This window comes from Halobacillus litoralis (assembly GCF_020524025.1).
GTDB classification, from domain to species: domain Bacteria; phylum Bacillota; class Bacilli; order Bacillales; family Halobacillaceae; genus Halobacillus; species Halobacillus litoralis_D.
In genome coordinates this window covers 119407-140024 of record NZ_JAIVKN010000004.1, presented here as the reverse complement: position 1 = coordinate 140024, position 20618 = coordinate 119407, and the positions used below count along the sequence as shown (strand labels likewise).

22 protein-coding genes and 1 riboswitch are annotated in these 20618 nt (G+C 46.8%); of the genes, 3 read left to right on the top strand and 19 right to left on the bottom strand.

What is annotated here, in order from left to right; all coding sequences use genetic code 11:
• Window positions 1-23: 23 nt before the first annotated feature.
• The 4 genes from LC036_RS14915 to LC036_RS14900 form a co-directional block, all read right to left on the bottom strand.
• Window positions 24-620, bottom strand: coding sequence for a YitT family protein (locus tag LC036_RS14915; protein ID WP_226584418.1), 597 nt, complete (start codon window positions 618-620; stop codon window positions 24-26).
• Window positions 621-756: 136 nt separating this feature from the next.
• Window positions 757-1059, bottom strand: coding sequence for a YerC/YecD family TrpR-related protein (locus LC036_RS14910; RefSeq protein WP_226584415.1), 303 nt, complete (start codon window positions 1057-1059; stop codon window positions 757-759).
• Window positions 1060-1077: 18 nt separating this feature from the next.
• Entirely contained in the window at window positions 1078-2088 is a 1011-nt protein-coding gene (locus tag LC036_RS14905) for a DUF3048 domain-containing protein (protein WP_226584412.1), read from the bottom strand.
• Window positions 2089-2123: 35 nt separating this feature from the next.
• Window positions 2124-3869, bottom strand: a complete 1746-nt coding sequence (locus LC036_RS14900; RefSeq protein WP_226584409.1) for an adenine deaminase C-terminal domain-containing protein — start codon at window positions 3867-3869, stop codon at window positions 2124-2126.
• Between the two features lie 72 nt (window positions 3870-3941).
• Here LC036_RS14900 and LC036_RS14895 point away from each other — a divergent pair, with 72 nt between their 5' ends.
• Window positions 3942-4196 (top strand): DUF2892 domain-containing protein, encoded by a 255-nt coding sequence (locus LC036_RS14895; RefSeq protein ID WP_226584406.1) that lies wholly within the window; start codon window positions 3942-3944, stop codon window positions 4194-4196.
• A gap of 648 nt (window positions 4197-4844) precedes the next feature.
• On the top strand, window positions 4845-4964 hold the full coding sequence (locus LC036_RS18630; RefSeq protein ID WP_413229930.1) for an EYxxD motif small membrane protein: 120 nt from the start codon (window positions 4845-4847) through the stop codon (window positions 4962-4964).
• On the opposite strand, the gene purD is transcribed toward LC036_RS18630, so the two are convergent.
• The 14 genes from purD to LC036_RS14825 form a co-directional block, all read right to left on the bottom strand.
• Window positions 4923-6206: a phosphoribosylamine--glycine ligase gene (gene purD, locus LC036_RS14890; protein ID WP_226584404.1), complete on the bottom strand. Its 1284-nt coding sequence runs from the start codon at window positions 6204-6206 to the stop codon at window positions 4923-4925. The genes LC036_RS18630 and purD overlap by 42 nt on opposite strands.
• A gap of 19 nt (window positions 6207-6225) precedes the next feature.
• On the bottom strand, window positions 6226-7758 hold the full coding sequence (purH, locus tag LC036_RS14885; RefSeq protein WP_226584401.1) for a bifunctional phosphoribosylaminoimidazolecarboxamide formyltransferase/IMP cyclohydrolase: 1533 nt from the start codon (window positions 7756-7758) through the stop codon (window positions 6226-6228).
• A complete protein-coding gene (purN, locus tag LC036_RS14880) occupies window positions 7755-8333 on the bottom strand; it encodes a phosphoribosylglycinamide formyltransferase (protein ID WP_226584397.1) in 579 nt (192 codons plus the stop codon). Before purN ends, purH begins: the two co-directional genes overlap by 4 nt.
• Window positions 8330-9334, bottom strand: a complete 1005-nt coding sequence (gene purM / locus LC036_RS14875; RefSeq protein ID WP_226584394.1) for a phosphoribosylformylglycinamidine cyclo-ligase — start codon at window positions 9332-9334, stop codon at window positions 8330-8332. Before purM ends, purN begins: the two co-directional genes overlap by 4 nt.
• Before the next feature lie 12 nt (window positions 9335-9346).
• Window positions 9347-10759 (bottom strand): amidophosphoribosyltransferase, encoded by a 1413-nt coding sequence (gene purF, locus LC036_RS14870; protein ID WP_226584391.1) that lies wholly within the window; start codon window positions 10757-10759, stop codon window positions 9347-9349.
• Entirely contained in the window at window positions 10735-12960 is a 2226-nt protein-coding gene (purL, locus tag LC036_RS14865; RefSeq protein ID WP_226584388.1) for a phosphoribosylformylglycinamidine synthase subunit PurL, read from the bottom strand. The genes purF and purL overlap by 25 nt, the downstream gene beginning before the upstream one ends.
• A complete protein-coding gene (gene purQ, locus LC036_RS14860) occupies window positions 12944-13627 on the bottom strand; it encodes a phosphoribosylformylglycinamidine synthase subunit PurQ (RefSeq protein WP_226584385.1) in 684 nt (227 codons plus the stop codon). The genes purL and purQ overlap by 17 nt, the downstream gene beginning before the upstream one ends.
• 1 nt (window position 13628) lies before the next feature.
• Complete coding sequence (gene purS, locus LC036_RS14855) at window positions 13629-13874, bottom strand: phosphoribosylformylglycinamidine synthase subunit PurS (RefSeq protein WP_226584381.1); 246 nt, start codon at window positions 13872-13874, stop codon at window positions 13629-13631.
• Window positions 13862-14584, bottom strand: a complete 723-nt coding sequence (purC, locus tag LC036_RS14850) for a phosphoribosylaminoimidazolesuccinocarboxamide synthase (RefSeq protein ID WP_226584378.1) — start codon at window positions 14582-14584, stop codon at window positions 13862-13864. Before purC ends, purS begins: the two co-directional genes overlap by 13 nt.
• 114 nt (window positions 14585-14698) lie before the next feature.
• Window positions 14699-15994 carry an adenylosuccinate lyase gene (gene purB / locus LC036_RS14845; RefSeq protein ID WP_226584375.1) on the bottom strand — a complete coding sequence of 432 codons (1296 nt, stop codon included), beginning with the start codon at window positions 15992-15994 and terminating at the stop codon, window positions 14699-14701.
• A 10-nt stretch (window positions 15995-16004) separates the two neighbouring features.
• Window positions 16005-17132 (bottom strand): 5-(carboxyamino)imidazole ribonucleotide synthase, encoded by a 1128-nt coding sequence (gene purK, locus LC036_RS14840; protein WP_226584371.1) that lies wholly within the window; start codon window positions 17130-17132, stop codon window positions 16005-16007.
• Window positions 17122-17613, bottom strand: coding sequence for a 5-(carboxyamino)imidazole ribonucleotide mutase (gene purE, locus LC036_RS14835; RefSeq protein WP_226584368.1), 492 nt, complete (start codon window positions 17611-17613; stop codon window positions 17122-17124). Before purE ends, purK begins: the two co-directional genes overlap by 11 nt.
• A 110-nt stretch (window positions 17614-17723) precedes the next feature.
• Window positions 17724-17824, bottom strand: a riboswitch (purine riboswitch).
• Between the two features lie 81 nt (window positions 17825-17905).
• Entirely contained in the window at window positions 17906-18115 is a 210-nt protein-coding gene (locus tag LC036_RS14830; protein WP_226584365.1) for an NETI motif-containing protein, read from the bottom strand.
• The gene (locus LC036_RS14825; RefSeq protein ID WP_226584362.1) at window positions 18075-18653 is read right to left on the bottom strand and encodes a DUF2179 domain-containing protein; all 579 of its coding nucleotides are present in this window, start codon (window positions 18651-18653) and stop codon (window positions 18075-18077) included. Before LC036_RS14825 ends, LC036_RS14830 begins: the two co-directional genes overlap by 41 nt.
• A gap of 139 nt (window positions 18654-18792) precedes the next feature.
• Here LC036_RS14825 and LC036_RS14820 point away from each other — a divergent pair, with 139 nt between their 5' ends.
• Window positions 18793-19218: an Hsp20/alpha crystallin family protein gene (locus LC036_RS14820; RefSeq protein WP_226584359.1), complete on the top strand. Its 426-nt coding sequence runs from the start codon at window positions 18793-18795 to the stop codon at window positions 19216-19218.
• Between the two features lie 60 nt (window positions 19219-19278).
• Here the strand turns inward: LC036_RS14820 and LC036_RS14815 are convergent, their stop codons facing one another.
• Window positions 19279-20613, bottom strand: coding sequence for an NCS2 family permease (locus LC036_RS14815; protein ID WP_226584357.1), 1335 nt, complete (start codon window positions 20611-20613; stop codon window positions 19279-19281).
• Window positions 20614-20618 lie beyond the last annotated feature (5 nt).

The window sequence follows — 20618 nt, the reverse complement described above, 5'->3', positions numbered from 1 at the left end:
GCCTTACTGGAGAAGGCTGCTTTTTAGGAAGGGTGTTCAGGGAGCAGTCGCGTTGATGTAAACGTCATGGTTACAAGACCGACACTCAGAATAGTAATGGCCGATAATAACAATGTTTCCACTGAAAATAAGACGCCGCTTGCACCGATGACTACAGCGTCAATCGCTAATATTACAAAACCTACATTAACCTTACACCAGTCGGCAATCATTTGAGCTAAAAGGTCCGTGCCTCCTGTACTCGTTTGGTGACGAAGCATAATTCCTATCCCGCCCCCAACCAGCGCCCCGCCTATAATAGAGCTGATTGCAGGATCAATGGGAAGATGGTAAGCACGCAGGCCTTGTAGGACATCAATTGAAAACGAAGAAACGAGAAGTCCGTGCAGGCTGTTGTAAAAGTAGGCACGGAAGTAGAACCAGGCGAGCGTGAAAATAGGGATACTAAAACAAATGATGGTCAGCCCTACCTTCATTCCCCACATATAATTAGCAATCATCCCGATACCGATAATACCTCCATCCAGTACGTGGTCGGGAATGAGAAAAAAATTGATTCCTAAAGAAAGGATGAAACTGCCGATCAGGATCATCACACCTTTTTTCACCATCTGCTTCATAGGCCAGTCTCCTTCCATAGTACTAACCTATGCTCGTCCTATCTGAAATAGAAGATACGTTATAGTGATTGGAGAGCAAAGAAGAAATGTTCGAGTTTCCATTAAAAAAGACTACCGGGATGGTAGTCTTTTTTTCTTACTCTGTATGTTTCGCCTGGACACGATCAAGCGCTTTGGTATAGGCGTCGTTTCCGTAGTTCAAGCAGCGTTTCACACGGGAAATCGTCGCTGTCGATGCGCCGGTTTCAGTTTCAATTTTATGATAAGTAAATCCTTCTCTCAGCATACGAGCCACTTCCAGTCGCTGAGCCAGGGATTGCACTTCATTCATTGTTGCCAAGTCGTCAAAAAACTCATAGCAGTCTTCAACATCCTGTAAAGATAGAATAGCTTCAAAAAGCTGATCAAGCGTTTTTCCACGCAGTTTATCGATTTGCATTAGGATTCCCTCCTTTAACTATGACCGTTCAACGGTCGTGTTCTCTGATATAATATTGACCCAGGTTTTCCCCGGGAGGAATGGGAGTGCTTTTCCATCTTCAAACGGCAGTAAGCGCCCACTTATATTTTTCCACTGGACTTCTTTCATCTGCCCTTTTTGTAAGAGATAACCTGTGCCGCCTGACTTTAGATTAATCTCACGCCGGCCGGCGCTATCCATTACACGATGGTCTGCTTTGATGATCCATAGGTTTTCTACAGCAATCTGTTCACCATCTGCACGATCCACTGTCGGCTCTCCATCACTGGAGCGCAGGAAACCTTCCTTCGGTTTATAAGAATAACGAACCTTGGTACGTGGCCCGTACGTAATGATGATATGGTTAACAGGTGTACCGTCAAGCTCCGCCTGGCTGTCAAATGGCAGCGCATTTACCGAATGAGTAAAAACGTATCCTTTTTGTTCAGCCATTCGTTCAATTCCCTGCGTCAACAAGTAGGAATTGTGTGGTGCCTGTCTGTCTGATGACCGCTGAAAAAGCCAGCCGTTATTGTCATAAAGCGCTCCATCCAAATAATTGATGCCGCTGGCTGCGACCTGATCATTAATTTTATTGGAAGCGCCGTGATATACATAGAGAGCGTTGAACCCTCTTGCAATTTCAAGAAAGTACGGGCGCGCACTTCTTACTGGTCCAATTGTATCAGGAATCTCACTGTGGAACAAAGCTAAGAAGCGTGTGATCTGCCCTTCTGCCAATACTTCATATACGATATCTGCCTGGCTCAGCCCAGTCTGTGGCCGTGCCTTGGTATGGTTATTGATCATGACAGAAAGGATGCGGTGATCTACTTGATCCGGCGCTTGTTCACCCGTCAATGGAAAAATCTTTTCATTCCCGTTTTGGTTTTCGGCCGCTGTATCTTTCTCTTTCCATTCTTTAAACCGTTGCACAATATCGTCTGTGCCATTACAAGCAGTGAGTAGCAAAATGAAAAGCAAACAAAAGAACGTAAGCTTTCTCATTACAGCACTTCCTCTTCTGTAGTCCCATCTTTATTTTAACGCATTATCGAAGGAAAGAGTACCTCTTTCTTTTTTACATCCATAATTCCAAGCGGTGTGATGCGGATATAAGGCAGATGCATGGAAGATAAGAAAAGCAGCGTATAAACGGGATCTGAAAATCCGAAACCATAATCGTTCAGAATCGCTTTCAATTGTGCCTCTTCTTCAATAAGCTCTTTCATCGGGAGATCTGACATGACTCCTCCCAGTGGCAGGGCCATTTCAAAAACAATATCCCCTTCATTCACCAGAACAATACCTCCGCCTATTTCTTTCATGCGTTTAAACGCCATCTGCATATCGTTTTTCGATTTTCCAGTTAAAATAATGTCACCGGTATTGCTATAGGAACTGACAAGTCCTCCGAGGGTTCGTGTGAACCCTTTCAACAGGGTATTCACTTTCCACTCCCCTTCCCGGTCAAGCAATACAAGAAATGATTCATCCGTCTCATCAGACAGCCGTTCAGTCGCCGCTTCTGTATCAATGGCATACGGCTTCATAATAACATCGTTAATCATTTTCAGACCCACCGGCATAGAGAACTGTAAGTCTCCTTCGGTAACTTCCCAATCCAATTCGAGTGGCTGAATCCCATTTTTCTCCCATTGAATAGTCGTTTCTTCTGCTATGACTTTAGAATCCTTCTTCACCCATTCCCCTTTGGCAATGACGGAGTGAGGGGTTGGATTTTTCGGATCTGATAAGAAATTCAAGTGGGCAACACGACCGGCATTTAAACTGCCGACCCTGTTTTCAATTCCAAAATGGCGGGCAGCCTGGTAGGTTGCCATCATATAAGCCTCTATTACAGGAACTCCTGCATCAAGAGCAATTTGAATACAGGAATTGATAAGTCCATCTCGATAAAAACCTGGAGTAGACCCGTCTGTCGTGTACATTAAGTGATCGTAATGCTCGTGCCCCTGCTCAACAAGCCCCTGCAGAATAACAGGCAGATCAGGACGAATGGAAGAATAGCGAAGACCAGTATGGTATCCAATTTCCAGACGTTTAATTACATCTTCTGCGCTCATCGACTCGTGTTCTGAATCCATGCCTAGGAGACGCATTTTAACCAAAGTATCTTCCGATGCCCCGGGAAGATGTGCTTCAAGAGGCTTGCGCGAGCGCTTTGTCTCCTGCATCCAGTGCAGAATCTGCTCATCTCCATGATGGAGCACATCGGGCCACGCGGTTAGTTCTCCCCCTTGAATAACAGCATCATGATTGATCCAGTCAGGAATTTGGTCATCAAACGCCTGTCTGTCCTCATCACGCAGGACGGACTGGGGGTCAAATCGCGCCCACCAGTACATCGAAGCAGGCAGATTCATGAAGTCCTCCAATAAAGAAAACGCTTTCTCTTTTTTTGTTAAAAAAAGCCACATCAAGTTGTCATTGATGAGTGTAGTCGTACCTGTTGCGCCTGCATACTCAGCTAAACTTTGGGGATTATATAATTGAAATGGATGGGCATGAGGCTCGATGTAGCCAGGGACAATATAACTGTCTTTCCCATCAATCATTTCTGTTCCTTCTGTATTGGAAGGAAGTGCTTCCCCTGTATAAATGATTCGATCATTGTATAGCCAGATATGGCCGGTCATCCATTTTTTTAAGTAAACATTTAAATAGGTCGTGTTCGTAATTACTTTCGTCGGCGCGTTCTTACCGTCAATGACCGCTGCATGTTCTCTCAGCTGACGGTTCCGCCAACGGAAACGTGTTTCATTCATGGAGTATCCCTCCCTGATTTCATTATGTTCTATCGTAACACAGCCTATTCCTATATGGTAAGGAGGAACCTGATGAAGCCGAACATTGGGATTATCAACAGCATGGTTCGCATTACGGCAGGATTAAGTATGCTTACTTTCCTAACCATACGAGGCGTCCGCAAAAAGGACGCTTCCTCTCACCCGATGCTGATTATGATGGCTGCACTGAAAGTTGCTGAAGGTATTGTACGGTTCTGCCCGGTCACTGCGATTTATGAAGAAATGGCGACAGAGACGGATGGAAAAGAAGAAAGCTGGCAGCAAGACATTCCGCACCACCAATAAAAGCGTACGCATCTAATAGATGCTCCGTCAGTGGAGGTGTTTGTCAGTGTTTTTTCCACTTCTTTTTGTATTCAGCCGATATATGAAGAAAAAGACCGAGAAACCCAAAAAAGCAGCCTCATAACTGCCCCAGGAACTCCCCATTTTCGGGAGTTCCTTCTTCCATTCATTCGAAAAGCGGAATCATGACGCACTTTTCTATTTTTGTGGAGAAGAAGAAAGGCGGACAGCGTTCAATCGGTGTGCATGCCGAATAAAACCCAGGGGATCCGCAATTTAATTTAAGGATTACTAGATTTTTCTGCCGTCATACTGGAAAGGATCAAAACATCACCCCTTCCATAATCTTTTAACGATCTATAAGACTCCAATAGGGATTTCGGGAAATCCTACACGTTAAGGGGCGTAGGAAAAGGTGCGACTTCCGCGGTAAAAGGGAGTAGACGAGATCCCACAGGGCGAACCCCGGGGAAGCTCGTCAGTTCCCCACAGGAAAGCGAATCCTTTTCTACTGCTCCTTACACTCAGCCTACACCTCGAAATCAACTGTTCCTGATAAGGAAGCTTAAATAAAATCACCATATATAAAGGGACTGTTTCATTTTTCCAGACAAAAAAAGAGCGGGGAAGACCCCGCTGAACGAAAGGATGGGTACTATGGATTTCATGGAAAACTTAACAGACATTGGATTTGTTGTCGTTACCATCATCGGCTCGGTTGCCGCACTATTCTTCGTCGGAGTGCGAAGCCGAAGAAAGAACCGATGAACGACCAATATCATGCCTGTAAAAAAAGTCATCGAAATTATCAAAGACCTGCACAGAATGATAGGTCTGACTCAATGCATCAGCTAAGGTCTTTCCTTTACTGCCAACAAGAAGGACGCGTCCGCCGTTGGATACATACCCTTTTTCATCAAGGGCTGTTCCTGCATGAACGACAAACACATCATCCTCGACCGAAATGGCAGGAAGAAGCCGCCCTTTTTCATAGGCTCCTGGATACCCTTTGGAGGCCACAACAACACCTGCGCACGACTCATTCGTCCATGACAGTTGAGGATCCCTGCCGTCCAGAATATCCAAAATCACCTGCACAAGGTCATTTTGTAACAGCGGAAGTACTACCTGCGTCTCAGGATCTCCAAAACGCGCATTGAATTCAATCACTTTGGGCCCCTCTGACGTTTCAATCAATCCAGCGTATAGAATTCCGGTAAACGACCGCCCCTCTTCCACCATAGCTGCCGCTACAGGAGTAACGATATCATGGAGTGCCGTCTGATACGATTTTTCGGTTAGTTGAGGGACAGGAGCAAAAGCCCCCATGCCACCGGTGTTTGGACCTTCATCACCATCGAATGCCCTCTTATGATCTTTTGCAGGAACCATCGGATACACTTCTTCTCCATTAACAAAAGCCATCAGCGAAAATTCTTCCCCTGCTAAAAATTCCTCAACGACAATCTCTCTGCTCGCATCCCCGAATTGCCCATTCTCAAGCATCTCTTCAGCTGCAGCAACGGCCTCCTCAACTGTTTCAGCGACTACCACGCCTTTTCCAGCTGCCAAGCCATCCGCTTTAATGACAATAGGGGCACCTTTCTCTTCAATGTAAGCCCTGGCATTCTTTATATCTTCAAAAGCTTGATAACCCGCGGTTGGAATGTGGTACTTTTCCATCAGCTGCTTAGCGAAATGCTTGCTTCCTTCAATCAAAGCAGCTGCCTGCGAAGGGCCGAACACTTTCAACCCAGCCTCGACAAAGCGGTCCACAACTCCATCAAGGAGAGGGTTTTCCGGTCCGACGATTGTCAATCCCACTTCATTCTGCTGAGCAAAAGCGATAAGCCGCTCATGATCGCCTTCGTCAATGACCACGCATTCCGCGATTTTCTCCATGCCTGCATTTCCAGGTGCTGCAAAAATCCGATCGGTCTGCTCACTTTCTGAAAGCTTCTGAACGAGACTGTGCTCACGCCCTCCACGTCCGATAACGAGTATATTCATCGCCCTGCCCCCTTCTCCATTAATGTTTGAAATGACGCATTTTTGTAAAGACCATCGCTATGCCGTGTTTATTGCAGGCATCAATAGAATCCTGATCTCGTTTAGATCCGCCAGGCTGGATGATTGCTTTTACACCAGCTTCAGCTGCTGCTTCGACTGTATCCGGCATTGGGAAAAAGGCATCTGAGGCCATAATACTTCCTTCCGCCTTTTCACCAGCCTGTTCGAAAGCGATTTTTGCTGCTCCTACACGGTTCATCTGCCCTGCGCCGACTCCAAGCGTACGATCACCTTTTGCAACAATGATGGCGTTTGACTTCACATGCTTAACTACTTTCCAGCCAAGCTTTAAGTCTTCCAATTCCTGTTCTGTTGGTTCACGTTCTGTCGCTACTTCAAGGTCCACGTCATCCAGGGATCCTTCGTCTGAATCCTGAACGAGCAATCCTCCATTTACAGTTGTAAGCTTGTGTGACGGTCGATCAGATTTCTTCATATCGACTTTCAGAAGACGGAGATTCTTCTTCGTTGTCAATAGATCAAGCGCTTCTTGACTAAAGGAAGGAGCAATAATGATTTCAAGAAAGATCTCCTTTAACTTTGCTGCAGTATCCGCATCTACTTCACGATTGAGCGCAACGATTCCACCGAAAATGGATATTGGATCTCCTTCATAAGCTTTCACATAAGCATCATATAAGTTATCTCCAACCCCGACACCGCACGGGTTCATATGTTTCACAGCTACTGCTGCCGGCTGGTTGAATTCCAACACCACTTCAAGCGCAGCGTTGGCATCCTGTATGTTATTATAGGAAAGTTCTTTTCCGTTCAGCTGCTCGGCCTCTGCAAGAGACGTTCCATCCACATTGGCTTTTTTATAGAAAGAAGCACTCTGATGTGGATTTTCACCATAACGCAGGGACTGAACTTTCTCATAGGTAACTGTATACGTTTCTGGGTACGCCTCTTCTGTCAGCTCAGCGAAGTAGCCGGCAATCATTGCATCATAGTTGGCTGTATGACGGAACACTTTTGCCGCAAGCTTACGGCGGGCTTCAAAGGAGAGCTCTCCTTCACGCAGACTCGATACCACCTCGCTATAGTCAGCAGGATCAACAACGACCGCGACATCTTCAAAACTTTTGGCAGCGGCACGAAGCATTGTTGGTCCGCCGATATCGATGTTTTCAATCGCATCTGCTTCCGTTACATCTTCTTTAGCAATTGTTTCTTTGAACGGGTACAAATTGACGGCGACAAGATCGATCGTTTCAATGTTCAATTCATCCAGCTGTTTCATATGATCTTCGTTGGACCGCTTGGCAAGCAGACCGCCGTGAACAGAAGGGTGGAGCGTTTTTACACGTCCGTCCATGATTTCAGGAAAATCGGTCACCTCGGAAATGGATAAAACGGGCACTCCCGCTTCTTCAATTGTCCTCTTGGTTCCGCCTGTAGAGACAAGTTCGTAATCTAGTTCATGCAGTTGTTTCGCAAATTCCGTGAGTCCTTGTTTGTTGGATACGCTGAGCAGTGCTCGTTTTTTCATTTCAATTCCTCCTTGATGAATAAAGACTGGATGACTTCTGGGTAAAGGCGGTGCTCAACGGCCTGAATTTTTTCTTTTAGATCTTCAGGGCCATCTGCAGCTTCAATTTTGACTGCTTCCTGATCAATGATTGGTCCTGTATCCATTCCATCATCGACAAAGTGGACCGTTACTCCTGTCACTTTTACTTTTGCATCTAGTGCCTGGCCGATCGCATCTTTACCGGGAAACGCGGGCAGTAGAGATGGATGAATATTAACAATCCGACCTTCATAAGGCTGTAAAAGCGTTGGTCCGATCAACCGCATATAGCCGGCTAGAATAATAAATTCTACCCCTCTTGTCCGGCAGTCTTCCAGGATGGCAGCTTCATAAGCCGCTTTATTTTCAAATATCTTCGGGGTATAAACAACCGTATCTATCTCATGAAGCTGCGCCTTTTCAATAACTCCTGCACCTACACGGTCACAGACGAGCAGAGCTACCCTGGCATCAAGCGTCCCCTCTTCAATGGCCTTTAGTATCGCATCAAAATTCGAACCCGTCCCGGAAGCAAAGACAGCGATGTTTATCATGACCACCGCACCCCTTCTCCGCCGATCACTCGGCCGATGACAACAGCATCCGGGCAGGAGGCGACTGCTTTGTCTACATCTTCCCGACGGATGGACGCGACCATCCCGATGCCCATATTAAAAACACCAAACATCTCTTCATCGGAAAGACCGCCTTTTTCCTGTAGAAAGCGAAATACAGCAGGGACCTGCCAACTGTCTGTTTCAATTAAAGCACCAAGTCCTTCTGGCAGCGAGCGTGGAATATTCTCATAAAACCCGCCTCCGGTAATGTGGGCGAGCCCTTTGACTTCTACCGATTCTTTAAGGGCCTGAATCGCTTTAACGTAGATGACGGTCGGTGTCAAAAGCACGTCGCCAAGCGGTCGATCTAAACCTGGATAGACCTTATTCAGATCAAGGTCTGCGATTAGCTTACGGACAAGCGAGAATCCATTTGAGTGCACACCCGATGACGGCAGACCAATAAGGACGTCCCCTTCTGTAATGGACTCTCCTGTAATAATCTGTTTTTTATCAGCCATTCCGACAACAAAGCCGGCAAGGTCATATTCTTCAGGGTCATACATGCCGGGCATTTCAGCTGTTTCTCCGCCGACCAGCGCTGCTCCAGACTGTTCACACCCGTCCGCGATGCCTTTGACAATCTGCTCAATACGTGCCGGTTCGTTCTTTCCGCAGGCGATATAATCTAAAAACAAAAGAGGATCCGCCCCCTGGGCAGCAATATCGTTGACGCACATGGCGACAACATCCACTCCTATCGTATCATGACGATCCATATCAAAAGCGAGTTTGAGCTTCGTTCCGACCCCGTCTGTCCCTGTAACGAGCACGGGCTGTTCATACGTCATACCGCTGATATCGAACAATCCTGCAAAAGAACCGAGGCCGCCGAGTACTTCTTTACGCATCGTACGGCTGACATGTTTCTTCATTCGTTCAACAGCTTCATAGCCGGCTTCAACATCTACGCCAGCTTGTTTATAGGATTGACTCATCATTGTTCCTCCCTACGCTTTTTCATATGGATGCATCGTACTCGGATAGATTTCTGTCGGGTAGTTTCCTGTGAAACAGGCCATACAACCGCCGTGTTTCAGTGATTCTTCTCCTTGGTAAATGCTTTGGTTTAACCCTTCTACCGATAAGAAAGAAAGACTGTCCGCACCGATCTGCTCTTCCATTTCGTCAAGCGAATGATTAGCCGCGATCAGCTCCCCGCTGTTTGAAGTATCGATCCCGTAGTAGCAGGGATTTTTAATTGGAGGAGATGCTATCCTCACATGCACTTCCTTAGCTCCCGCTTCTTTCAGCATTTTCACAATCCGGCGGCTGGTCGTTCCCCGGACTATGGAATCATCGACCATGACCACCCTTTTGCCTTCAACGATTCCGCGAACAGCCGATAATTTCATTTTAACCCCTTGTTCACGAAGCTCCTGGGAAGGTTGGATAAACGTACGGCCCACATAGCGGTTTTTAATTAACCCAAGCTCATAAGGAATCCCTGAAGCTTCCGCATACCCGATCGCTGCGGAGATACTGGAATCCGGCACCCCTGTGACAACGTCCGCTTCAATCGGTGCCTCTTCAGCAAGCGCCTTGCCCATCCGTTTACGGGAGGCATGAACATTCCTACCGTCGACGTTGCTGTCCGGTCTTGAAAAATACACATATTCCATCGAGCAGAGCGTCCGCTGAATCGGTGCGGAGAAACGCTTTGATTCGATTCCTTCATCCGAAATAACTAAAAGTTCACCGGGATCGATTTCACGATCATACGTGGCCCCGATGACGTCAAAAGCACAGGTTTCAGAGGATACGACCCACGAATCTCCAAGGCGGCCGACACTTAATGGGCGTAAACCACGCGGGTCATTGGCAACAAACATACGATCCTCTGTCATGACTAAGAAGGCATAGGCGCCTTTAATCATTGACAAAGCTTCCATAATCGCCTGGTCGAGCGGGAGGTGACGGGCACGCTTAATTAAATGCGCGACCACTTCCGTATCCGATGTCGTCTGTAAAATGCTCCCTTGAGCCTCCAGTTGATTTTTCAAAGCATGGGCATTAACCAGGTTGCCATTGTGCGCAAGTGCAAGCCCCCCTGTCTGCGAGCGGAACAGGAGCGGCTGAATATTCTCATAGCCGCCATCTCCTGCTGTTGCATAACGAACATGGCCGATCGAGGCATGACCTTCTAAATCGTCCAGGCGGTTCTCGGAAAATACTTCGTTGATCAGGCCGTGACCTTTAGCAAGCTTTAACTGTTCGCCGTCAGTTGTGACAATCCCGGCCCCTTCCTGCCCACGGTGCTGGAGGGCATGCAGTCCGTAATACGTCAACTGAGCAGAATCCGGGTGCCCCCAGACTCCAAAGATGCCACATTCTTCATTTAAGCCTTTGATTTCACCAAGCATGCAATGGCTCCTTTCCACGCTGTCTTCAGCTCTGAGGTTTGTGCTTCAAGGACTACTTCACCTTGACGTACGCGGTACACGCCATCATCCGTTACCGTTCCGATAGGGCGGGCATCTGTCACCGCCTCTTCAAACGCCGCTTTGTTCTCCGGCTTGATGGTTACTAAAAAGCGGGACTGAGTTTCTGAGAAGAGAACTGTTGTCACGTCACCTTCTACTGTTACATCACAGCCAAGCTCCTGATTGAACAATTTCTCTGCAAGGGCTACGCCAAGACCACCTTCTGCAAGATCATGGGCAGATTCTACGAGGCCTGAGCGGATCGCTGTCAGCAACTGCTGCTGACGGGCGGATTCTGTCTGCAAATCAAGCGCTGGCGCTTTTCCAAAATGTCTACCTTCCATCATCCCCTGTAATTCGCTGCCGCCAAATTCCGCTTTTGTCTCCCCAATCATATAGATAAGGTCGCCAGCTGTTTTTGCATGAGACTGAGTAATGTACTCTAAATCCTCGATTAATCCGACCATCCCAACGATAGGTGTTGGATATATCGCTTTTCCTCCGAATGATTCGTTGTAAAGGCTGACGTTTCCGCCAATGACAGGCGTGTTCAATTCCCGGCAAGCCTCACTCATGCCATCTACGCTTTTTTCCATCTGCCAGAAAATTTCCGGGTTTTCCGGAGAACCGAAGTTAAGACCATCCGTAATTCCAAGCGGACGGCCACCTGAACAGACAATGTTACGTGCTGCTTCAGCAACGGCAATCTGCCCGCCAATTTCTGGATCGACATAGATATAGCGTGAGTTACAGTCGGTTGTCATCGCAAGCGCCTTATTCGTTCCACGCACGCGGAGGACAGCCGCATCTGATCCCGGTGTTACGACCGTGTTTGTCTGTACCATCGAATCATATTGATCATAGACCCACTCTTTACTGGCAATGGTCGGCTGCTTCAATAGATCGATGAGCGTCTGCTTATGATCTTTCACCGTTGGAAGGTAGTCTTCCATACTCTGAAACTCCTGGTAATAGGCTGGTAGTTTAGAAGGTTGATGATAGACCGGCGCATCCTCCGCAAGAGAGTCAACAGGTACATCTGCCACAACTTCTCCTTTGTGTTCTAAGCGGAACCGCTTCGTGTCGGTCACTTCACCAACAGCCACCGCTTCTAAGTCATACTTACGGAAGACTTGAGCAATCTCTTCCTCACGCCCTCTTTCAACAACAAGAAGCATACGCTCCTGTGATTCCGACAGCATCATTTCATAAGCGCTCATATTTTGTTCCCGCTGTGGAATGAGATCAAGGTTCATCGTCATTCCTGTGCCCGCCTTACTTGCCATCTCACTGGCAGATGACGTAAGACCAGCAGCTCCCATATCCTGGATACCGACAAGAGCGTCATGGTGAATGACATCAAGGCAGGCTTCAATCAGAAGTTTTTCCATAAACGGATCGCCAACCTGTACCGAAGGACGCTTTCCTTCGGACTCTTCCGACAATTCTTCTGATGCAAATGTAGCACCATGTATGCCGTCGCGTCCTGTTTTGGCGCCGACATACATGACTGTGTTGCCGGTTCCGGCAGCAATGCCTTTCTGTATGTCCTTATGGCCGATCAGTCCGACACACATTGCGTTCACAAGCGGGTTACCGTTATAAGCATCATCAAACTGAACTTCCCCACCGACCGTCGGCACACCAACACAGTTTCCGTATCCTGCAATGCCACGGACGACTTCTTCAAACAGATATTTGACGCGCGGCTGTTGAAGCGATCCGAATCTTAATGAATTGAGCAGCGCAATGGGGCGCGCCCCCATAGAAAACACATCGCGCAGGATCCCGCCCACGCCGGTGGCAGCGCCTTGATAAGGCTCGACGGCTGACGGGTGGTTATGGCTTTCAATTTTGAAAACTACGGCCTGATCATCACCAATATCAATGATACCGGCACCTTCACCCGGTCCCTGCAGAACGTGTGCCCCTTCTGTCGGGAATTTTCTCAAGAGCGGCTTGGAATTTTTATAACTGCAATGCTCCGACCACATAACAGAAAATAATCCGATTTCTGTATAGTTGGGGCGTCGTCCTAAGATTGAACGGATCGATGTGTATTCCTCATCCTTCAATCCCATCTCAGCGTATAGACGTTGTTCTTCAATCATTTCCGGACTGATCTCAAGCGTTGATGGCATAATGTTCCCTCCAGTGTGTCAAAATCGATTGAAATAAACGTAACCCGTCATCATGACCTAGCAATGCCTCCACTGCACGTTCCGGGTGCGGCATCATGCCAAGAACGTTGCCTTTATCATTTGTGATACCGGCAATATCCCCTACAGACCCATTCGGATTGTTGTCATAGGTGAAGACGATCTGGTTGTTGTCACGAAGCTGCTGATATGTGGCTTCATCGCAATAATAATTTCCGTCTCCATGGGCAATTGGAATTCGGATTTTTTCTTTGCTCTCATAGTGGGTGGTGAAAAGAGTATCGGCATTTTCAACTGTCAGTGTTTCATAATGGCACATGAATTTTAAGTGTTCATTGGGAAGCATCGCGCCTGGGAGCAGTCCCATTTCAAGGAGAATCTGGAATCCGTTACAGACCCCCAGTACGGGCTTACCCGCTTCGGCTGCTTCTCGTATTTGCTTAATGACTGGAGAAGTCGAAGCCATTGCTCCTGAGCGCAGATAATCTCCATAGGAGAAGCCTCCCGGAAGAAGGACAGCGTCATAGTCTGCTAGATTTGCTTCCTGATACCAGACTAGATCTGCTTCTGCTCCTAAACTATCTTTGACAGCATGGTACATATCACGGTCACAGTTCGAACCCGGAAAAACAACAACGGCAAATTTCACGTTAACCTGCCTCCTCGATCGTATAGCTGTAATCTTCAATGACAGGATTGGCCAGCAGTTGATCACACATTCGATTGATCTGCTCGTCAAGATTCTCACTTTCTTCAAGGAGCACTTCCATATACTTTCCTACGCGTACGTCCTGAACATTGTTGTACTGTAAGGACTGCAGAGAGTTTTGAACTGCTTTGCCCTGAGGATCAAGGACACCTTCTTTTAACGTGATGTAGATTTTTACTTTGCGCATACATTCTCCTCCAGTCGTTGTAAAATCATTTCGTACGTATCAATCAAGCTGCCGATATCTTCACGAAAAACATCTTTGTCCATTTTCTTCCCTGTTTCAATATCCCAAAGGCGGCAAGTATCCGGGGATATTTCGTCGGATAAGACAATGGTTCCGTCAGGCAGACGGCCGAATTCGAGTTTAAAATCGATGAGCTCAAGACCTGCACTGCGGAATAGATTTTTTAAATGCTCATTGATGGCAAGGGCCTGTTGTTTAATAAAAGTGAGTTCCTGTTCTGTTATGTCTGTCAGATAATAAGCATGGATATCATTAATCAAGGGGTCATCCAATTCATCTTTTTTATAGAACAGCTCAATGATAGGCGGGATGAAGCTCGTTTTTTCTTGAATGCCCAGCCGGCGGGTAATGCTGCCAGCGGCTTTGTTTCGAACGACAACCTCAAGAGGGATGATGGTCGTTTGATTGACCAGCTGCTCCTTGTCGTTCAACGCTTCAATAAAGTGGGTCGTGATGTTTTGCTGATGTAAGTATTCAAAGACTTTCGAGGTGATCAGATTGTTGAGGCGCCCTTTGCCTGTAAACTCATCTTTTTTCTTACCATTAAAGGCCGTGGCATCGTCTTTATAGGCTAAAATCAGGCGGTCAGAGTTGTCGGTCGTATGATAAACCCGTTTCGCTTTTCCTTCATATAATAGTGAACCTTTCATACAAGAAACACCTCACTCAGGATGGGATTTTTAGATGGCCTGCGGCTTTTACTGCCACAGGCCATTCTTTTTTATACTCTATCGTTACGTTCAATTTTAAGCTGGAATCAATAGTCAGGATAGTCCGATACGATCGAAGATACGGTCGACCTGCTTCAGGTGATGCTTGTAATCAAAGCATGCATCGAGCTGCTCTTCAGAAAGGGTTGATGTGATTTGATCATCCGCTTCAATAAGGTCCCGGAATGGAACACCACGTTCCCAAGCTTCCATCGCTTTCGGTTGAACAAGATCGTAAGCTTCCTCACGAACCATCCCTTCATCAATTAGTGTCAGCAGCACACGTTGAGAGAAAATCAATCCGTATGTTTTTTCCATATTTTCCTGCATGCGCTCAGGAAATACCGTCAAGTTTTTCACAAGGCTGCCGAAACGGTTCAACATATAGTTCAAAGCAATTGTAGCGTCCGGTAGAATAATGCGTTCTGCTGATGAATGAGAAATATCGCGCTCATGCCACAGGGGCACATTTTCAAAAGCGGTCACCATTTCACCTCGCAGCACACGAGCCATTCCCGTCATGTTCTCTGAGCCGATCGGATTGCGTTTATGCGGCATGGCAGAAGAACCTTTTTGTCCTTTCGCGAAAAACTCCTCAACTTCACGTGTTTCCGTTTTTTGAAGTCCGCGTATTTCAACAGCAATCTTCTCAATGGACGTAGCGATTAATGCAAGCGTCGATACGTAATGAGCGTGGCGGTCACGCTGCAGAGTCTGAGTTGAGACAGGAGCAGCGGAAAGACCGAGTTTGTCACAAACGTATTCTTCCACAAATGGATCGATATTGGCATAGGTGCCTACCGCTCCTGACAGCTTGCCGACTTGAATGTGTTCAATCGCAAGATCTAAACGTTCCAGATTCCGCTTCATTTCTTCATAATACAATGCCAGTTTTAAGCCAAATGTTGTCGGTTCCGCGTGTACGCCATGGGTACGCCCCATCATGACCGTATGCTTATGTTCACGCGCTTTCTCTCCGAGGATACCAATGAAATTCACCAGGTCTTTCCGGATGATTTCATTCGCCTGCTTTAATTGATAAGAAAGGGCGGTGTCTACAACATCTGTGGACGTCAAACCATAGTGAACCCACTTCCGCTCTTCTCCGACGGTTTCCGATACCGCACGGGTAAAGGCCACCACATCATGACGTGTTTCTGCCTCAATTTGATGGATACGGTCAATGGAGAACGTCGCTTTTCCTCTCAACTGCTCTACATCTTCTTTCGGGATGACTCCAAGTTCGCTCCAAGCTTCACAAGCTAGAAGTTCAACCTCCAGCCATGCCTGATAACGGTTTTCTTCTGTCCAAATGGCGCCCATTTCAGGACGGGTATAACGTTCAATCATCGTCTTCCTCCTACCATAGATGAATCTGATTTTGCTGGATCCGTTCATCTATTTCTTCTAAATTATTTCCAATAAAGGTGAGGTGTCCCATTTTCCGATTGGTCCGGGATTCATGCTTGCCGTAATCGTGGATGTGACAGCCCTCATATTTTTCAATTCGATCAATCAGGATTCCTTTGTGTTTTCCTAGTACATTGACCATCACAGCTGCCCCAAAGGTATACACAGGAAGCAGCGGAAGGCCGCAAATCGCACGGATATGCTGTTCAAACTGTGAGACACTGCACGCTTCAATGGTGTAATGGCCGGAATTATGGGGACGGGGAGCCATTTCATTGATATAAATGTCTTCACCCCTGACAAACATCTCCACCGCGAACGTTCCGACGACACCGATCTTCTCCGCTAAAGCCTCTACGGCCTCTCTGGCTTTATGAACCACACCTCCCGGAACTTCTGCCGGCACACGTGTTTCATGAAGAATGTGGTTCTTATGGATATTTTCTGCTAATGGAAACGAAGTGATGCGTCCATCCTGGGATCGGGTAAACACTTGTGAGATCTCTTGATTAAAATAGATCCATTCTTCTACGATGTACGTCCCGCCCTCTTTCATAAACGAACGCACTTCATCCAGCTGATCTTCTCCTTCTATTTTCAACTGACCTTTTCCGTCATAGCCCCCGCTGATCGTTTTCATAACGACAGGAAACGGGATTTCCTCCAGGGCCTTTTCACATTGGTTGAAAGTGGTAACAATACGATAATCAGGAACAGAAAGACCTGCTTCCACTGCAATGGCTTTTTCTTTTTCTCGGTTTTGCGTAATTTCTAATGCGTAAGCTCCCTGCGGCAGTCTGCCAGCTTCTTCAAAAAGCCTCGCTACCTTAAGATCCACATTTTCAAATTCATAAGTAATGACATCGCTGATCTGACTGAGTCGCTCAGCTGCCTCGACATCGTCATAAGCAGCAATGATATGCTCATCCGCAACCGGTGCGCACGGGCAGGCTTCAACAGGATCCATAACCGCTATTTTGTATCCCATATGGCGGGCAGCGACAGCCATCATCCGACCGAGCTGACCCCCTCCAAGAATTCCTATGGTCTGACCGGGACGAATAACGTCAGGCTTCATGTAAATCTCTCCTCATCGTTTCGACCTTTTCTATCATTTGTAGACGGTAGTCTGCCAATTTCCCAGCAATGGTTGGATCGTAGGCTCCCATCATTTCAGCTGCAAGCAGCCCGGCATTTTTCGCTCCTGCACGGCCGATTGCCACCGTCGCAACAGGTACGCCCCCCGGCATCTGTACAATCGATAATAGAGAATCCAATCCTTGAAGAGCTTTCGATTCAACTGGAACACCAATGACCGGAAGCGTCGTTTTTGAAGCAACCATTCCTGGTAGATGGGCAGCACCGCCCGCTCCAGCAATGACAACTTTTAACCCTTTATCTCTTGCTGTTTCTGCATAGGAGAATAGGTCTTCGGGTGTCCGATGAGCGGAAATGATCTCTTTTTCATAGTCAATCCCAAGCTCATCCAGAACGCTGCACGCTTCTTTCATTGTTTCCCAGTCCGATAGACTTCCCATGATTACACCAACATCAGCCATGCGGATCCCCTCTTTCCTTATAAAATACCCCACAAAAAAAGCCTGCTTAACTCCCCCTCAATAATGAGAGGAGTCAAACAGGCATACGTGTGTCCGGTTTGAAAAACGCAGCTGACTTATACTCCCCTCATAGTCCGGGAATTTACGGTTCCCAGGTAGAGACGTACGGGCCATATCCCCGTCTTATATGAGGTCGTCTATGCAATTCTGCTTTCATCATATCAAGAAATTCACTTGAATGTCAACGCTATTAGCGAACATTAACGAAATAAACTTCAATAATCGTTCGGTTTTAATCCTTCACAGCATGAAAAACGATTGTTTTACCTACGGGTTCCATAACTTTCTCTCCATTACGGACTTCTTCACGGAAAACAGGTTCTTCCGCGCGCCGAATTGGCATATATCCCTCTTTCTTCATGCGGTCAAGACATTGATCAATCGTTTCTTTCTCACCGACTTCAAAGCGCTTCTTGTTTTTCTTGCTGTTCTTTTTGGGCATTGCGGATCTTTCCTCTCTTTACGGATTTCACCCAGAACCCCCCGTGAATCTGCTTCGGTTCATAAGCTACAATGAACGCTTTCGGGTCAATGTAGCGAATGGTTTCATATAAGGAGAGCTCATACTTTCGTGGTGTCAGGATCTGCATCGCCAGGCGGTCACCTTCCATGCCATACGCATACCAGCTCGTCACACCATACCCCTTTTCCCGAAGTCTGCGGGTAAATTCAATATCCGGGTTTGAAGATATCACATTAACTGTAATATACCCGAGAGCGAGCTTCTCTTCAATCTTCATCCCTACAATGACTCCGAGACCGTAACCGACCGCATAAGCGATCACATTCTCAATTTGATCCAATCGTTCCAAGACAATCCCAAGACCATAAATATACGTGACAATTTCAAACATACCGATAAAAGCAGCAATGTAGCGCTGTCCTTTTAACGTAAAAATCATCCGAAGCGTAAAAAATGAGACGTACGTAATGTTCACAGCTAAAATAATCGCAAGGATCAACAATGGGTTTTCGAGCATAATGGAAGCCTCCTCCGTTAGATATACATCACCGGGACATTCACCTAATCGATTCACTTGCATAAACTATAAACCATGAGAATGCACAGACACAACCTGTTTTTACCGCAAAAACAGACAAATTACGGAGGTGGATAAAATGAATCAGTTCAAGGATTGGAAAAACAACCTCGACCGGTTCTTCGGCCAGGACTTCTGGGGTGACTTTGAAGGGATGATGAAGCCTTCTATTCCAGCTGTCAATGTGTATCAATACGACAATGAACTTCTCTGCTTTGTTAATGTACCTGGTATGAACCATCCGAAGAATGTAGATGTACTCGTTAACCACTCGACCCTTACCCTGCGCGGAAAGATTGAAATCAACCACCGGGGCGGTCATCAAATTAAATCAGAAATTGCTGACGGCACCTTCGAACGCAGCATCGATCTTCCCTTCCCGGTCCGACACGATAAAGTAGAAGCCACCTATAAGCACGGACTTCTTATCATTCAACTGCACCGGTACATCTCTGACTCCACGCGTCAGCAGCCCATTACTATTCGTCACCTTGAGGATGAATAAAACCGGCCTCCCCTAAAGCGGGAGTGCCGGCTTTTTCTTTCACTAACACCAATGAAAGCCTTAAGCAAGGAATACGAAGTATAAAATAAAGATTGCAAACAGACCGTACATAATCGGATGAATCTCTTTCCTGCGTCCTTTCAGAAGCATTGTAATCGGGTAGAAGATAAACCCGATGGCAATACCTGTCGCTATGCTGTAGGTAAGCGGCATTGCAGCAATGGTGAAAAAGGCCGGCACTGCAATTTCGAACTGATCCCAATCAATATTTTTCAAAGTAGACGCCATCAGAACTCCAACAATAATTAAAGCAGGAGCGGTTACTTCCGCTGTTACAACCGCCAAAAGCGGAGAAAAGAAAAGGGCCAGAATGAAGAAACCGGCTGTTACAACAGATGCAAACCCTGTTCGTCCGCCAGCTCCAACACCCGCTGTTGACTCGATGTAGGAGGTGGTTGTTGACGTACCTACGACGGCTCCTACAACAGTTGCAGCCGAATCTGCGAAAAGCGCACGGTTCGCACGCGGCAGTTTGTTGTCTTTCATAAACCCTGCCTGTGTGGCCACCGCTACAAGCGTACCTGCTGTATCAAAGAAATCGACAAACAAAAACGTTAAGATAACGACGAGCATCTGCATGGTGAAGATGTCACCAAAATGAGTAATCGCTGCTCCAAATGTCGGCGCAACGCTCGGGGCAGTGCTTACGATCCCGTTTATTCCGGATGGAGGATCGATTAATCCTGCTATGATGCCGGCAATGGATGTCAGGACCATTCCATAGAATATACCGCCTTTAAGACCAAGAGCCATCAGAACAATACTGACAACAATACCGAAGATAGCAAGCAATGTCGGTCCAGCCGTTAAGTCACCAAGCTGAACAAGCGTGGCATCACTATTCTGGACAATCCCTGCATTTTGAAAGCCAATAAAAGCAATAAACAGTCCAATACCCGCTCCGACAGCCAGTTTTAAATTGGCAGGAATAGCATCGATTATCATCGTACGCAGGCCTGTAACAGTCAATACAATAAATATAAGTCCAGAAGCTAACACACCTGCTAGTGCTGTTTCCCATGGAATTCCAAAGCCAAGGACAACGGTGTACGCAAAAAATGCATTTAATCCCATACCAGGCGCCAAAGCGATCGGATATTTCGCAAGTAGTCCCATAATTAACGTTCCGATAGCTGCGGCAATGGCTGTAGCTGTAAATACAGCTCCTTTGTCAATACGAGTGACCCCTTCTGGAAGCTGTTCGATTCCATCAAGTGCAAGTGTAGATGGATTGACGAACAAAATGTATGCCATCGCTAAAAATGTCGTTAACCCCGCCATGAACTCCCGGCGGTAGGTCGTGCCGAACTTTTTAAATTGAAAATACTTACTCATTTCTT

Excerpts from the sequence above, each read along its gene's own strand:
- purC (WP_226584378.1), bottom strand. The coding sequence starts at position 14,584 with ATGAAAGGTTCACTATTATATGAAGGAAAAGCGAAACGGGTTTATCAT.
- purB (WP_226584375.1), bottom strand. The coding sequence starts at position 15,994 with ATGATTGAACGTTATACCCGTCCTGAAATGGGCGCCATTTGGACAGAA.
- purM (WP_226584394.1), bottom strand. The coding sequence starts at position 9,334 with ATGAGTCAATCCTATAAACAAGCTGGCGTAGATGTTGAAGCCGGCTAT.
- LC036_RS14915 (WP_226584418.1), bottom strand. The coding sequence starts at position 620 with ATGAAGCAGATGGTGAAAAAAGGTGTGATGATCCTGATCGGCAGTTTC.
- LC036_RS14895 (WP_226584406.1), top strand. The coding sequence starts at position 3,942 with ATGAAGCCGAACATTGGGATTATCAACAGCATGGTTCGCATTACGGCA.
- purD (WP_226584404.1), bottom strand. The coding sequence starts at position 6,206 with ATGAATATACTCGTTATCGGACGTGGAGGGCGTGAGCACAGTCTCGTT.
- LC036_RS14900 (WP_226584409.1), bottom strand. The coding sequence starts at position 3,869 with ATGAATGAAACACGTTTCCGTTGGCGGAACCGTCAGCTGAGAGAACAT.
- purK (WP_226584371.1), bottom strand. The coding sequence starts at position 17,132 with ATGAAGCCTGACGTTATTCGTCCCGGTCAGACCATAGGAATTCTTGGA.
- LC036_RS14825 (WP_226584362.1), bottom strand. The coding sequence starts at position 18,653 with ATGCTCGAAAACCCATTGTTGATCCTTGCGATTATTTTAGCTGTGAAC.
- LC036_RS14905 (WP_226584412.1), bottom strand. The coding sequence starts at position 2,088 with ATGAGAAAGCTTACGTTCTTTTGTTTGCTTTTCATTTTGCTACTCACT.
- purS (WP_226584381.1), bottom strand. The coding sequence starts at position 13,874 with ATGCGCAAAGTAAAAATCTACATCACGTTAAAAGAAGGTGTCCTTGAT.
- purF (WP_226584391.1), bottom strand. The coding sequence starts at position 10,759 with ATGCTTGGTGAAATCAAAGGCTTAAATGAAGAATGTGGCATCTTTGGA.
- LC036_RS14830 (WP_226584365.1), bottom strand. The coding sequence starts at position 18,115 with ATGCCCAAAAAGAACAGCAAGAAAAACAAGAAGCGCTTTGAAGTCGGT.
- purH (WP_226584401.1), bottom strand. The coding sequence starts at position 7,758 with ATGAAAAAACGAGCACTGCTCAGCGTATCCAACAAACAAGGACTCACG.
- LC036_RS18630 (WP_413229930.1), top strand. The coding sequence starts at position 4,845 with ATGGGTACTATGGATTTCATGGAAAACTTAACAGACATTGGATTTGTT.
- purE (WP_226584368.1), bottom strand. The coding sequence starts at position 17,613 with ATGGCTGATGTTGGTGTAATCATGGGAAGTCTATCGGACTGGGAAACA.
- LC036_RS14815 (WP_226584357.1), bottom strand. The coding sequence starts at position 20,613 with ATGAGTAAGTATTTTCAATTTAAAAAGTTCGGCACGACCTACCGCCGG.
- LC036_RS14910 (WP_226584415.1), bottom strand. The coding sequence starts at position 1,059 with ATGCAAATCGATAAACTGCGTGGAAAAACGCTTGATCAGCTTTTTGAA.
- LC036_RS14820 (WP_226584359.1), top strand. The coding sequence starts at position 18,793 with ATGAATCAGTTCAAGGATTGGAAAAACAACCTCGACCGGTTCTTCGGC.
- purN (WP_226584397.1), bottom strand. The coding sequence starts at position 8,333 with ATGATAAACATCGCTGTCTTTGCTTCCGGGACGGGTTCGAATTTTGAT.
- purL (WP_226584388.1), bottom strand. The coding sequence starts at position 12,960 with ATGCCATCAACGCTTGAGATCAGTCCGGAAATGATTGAAGAACAACGT.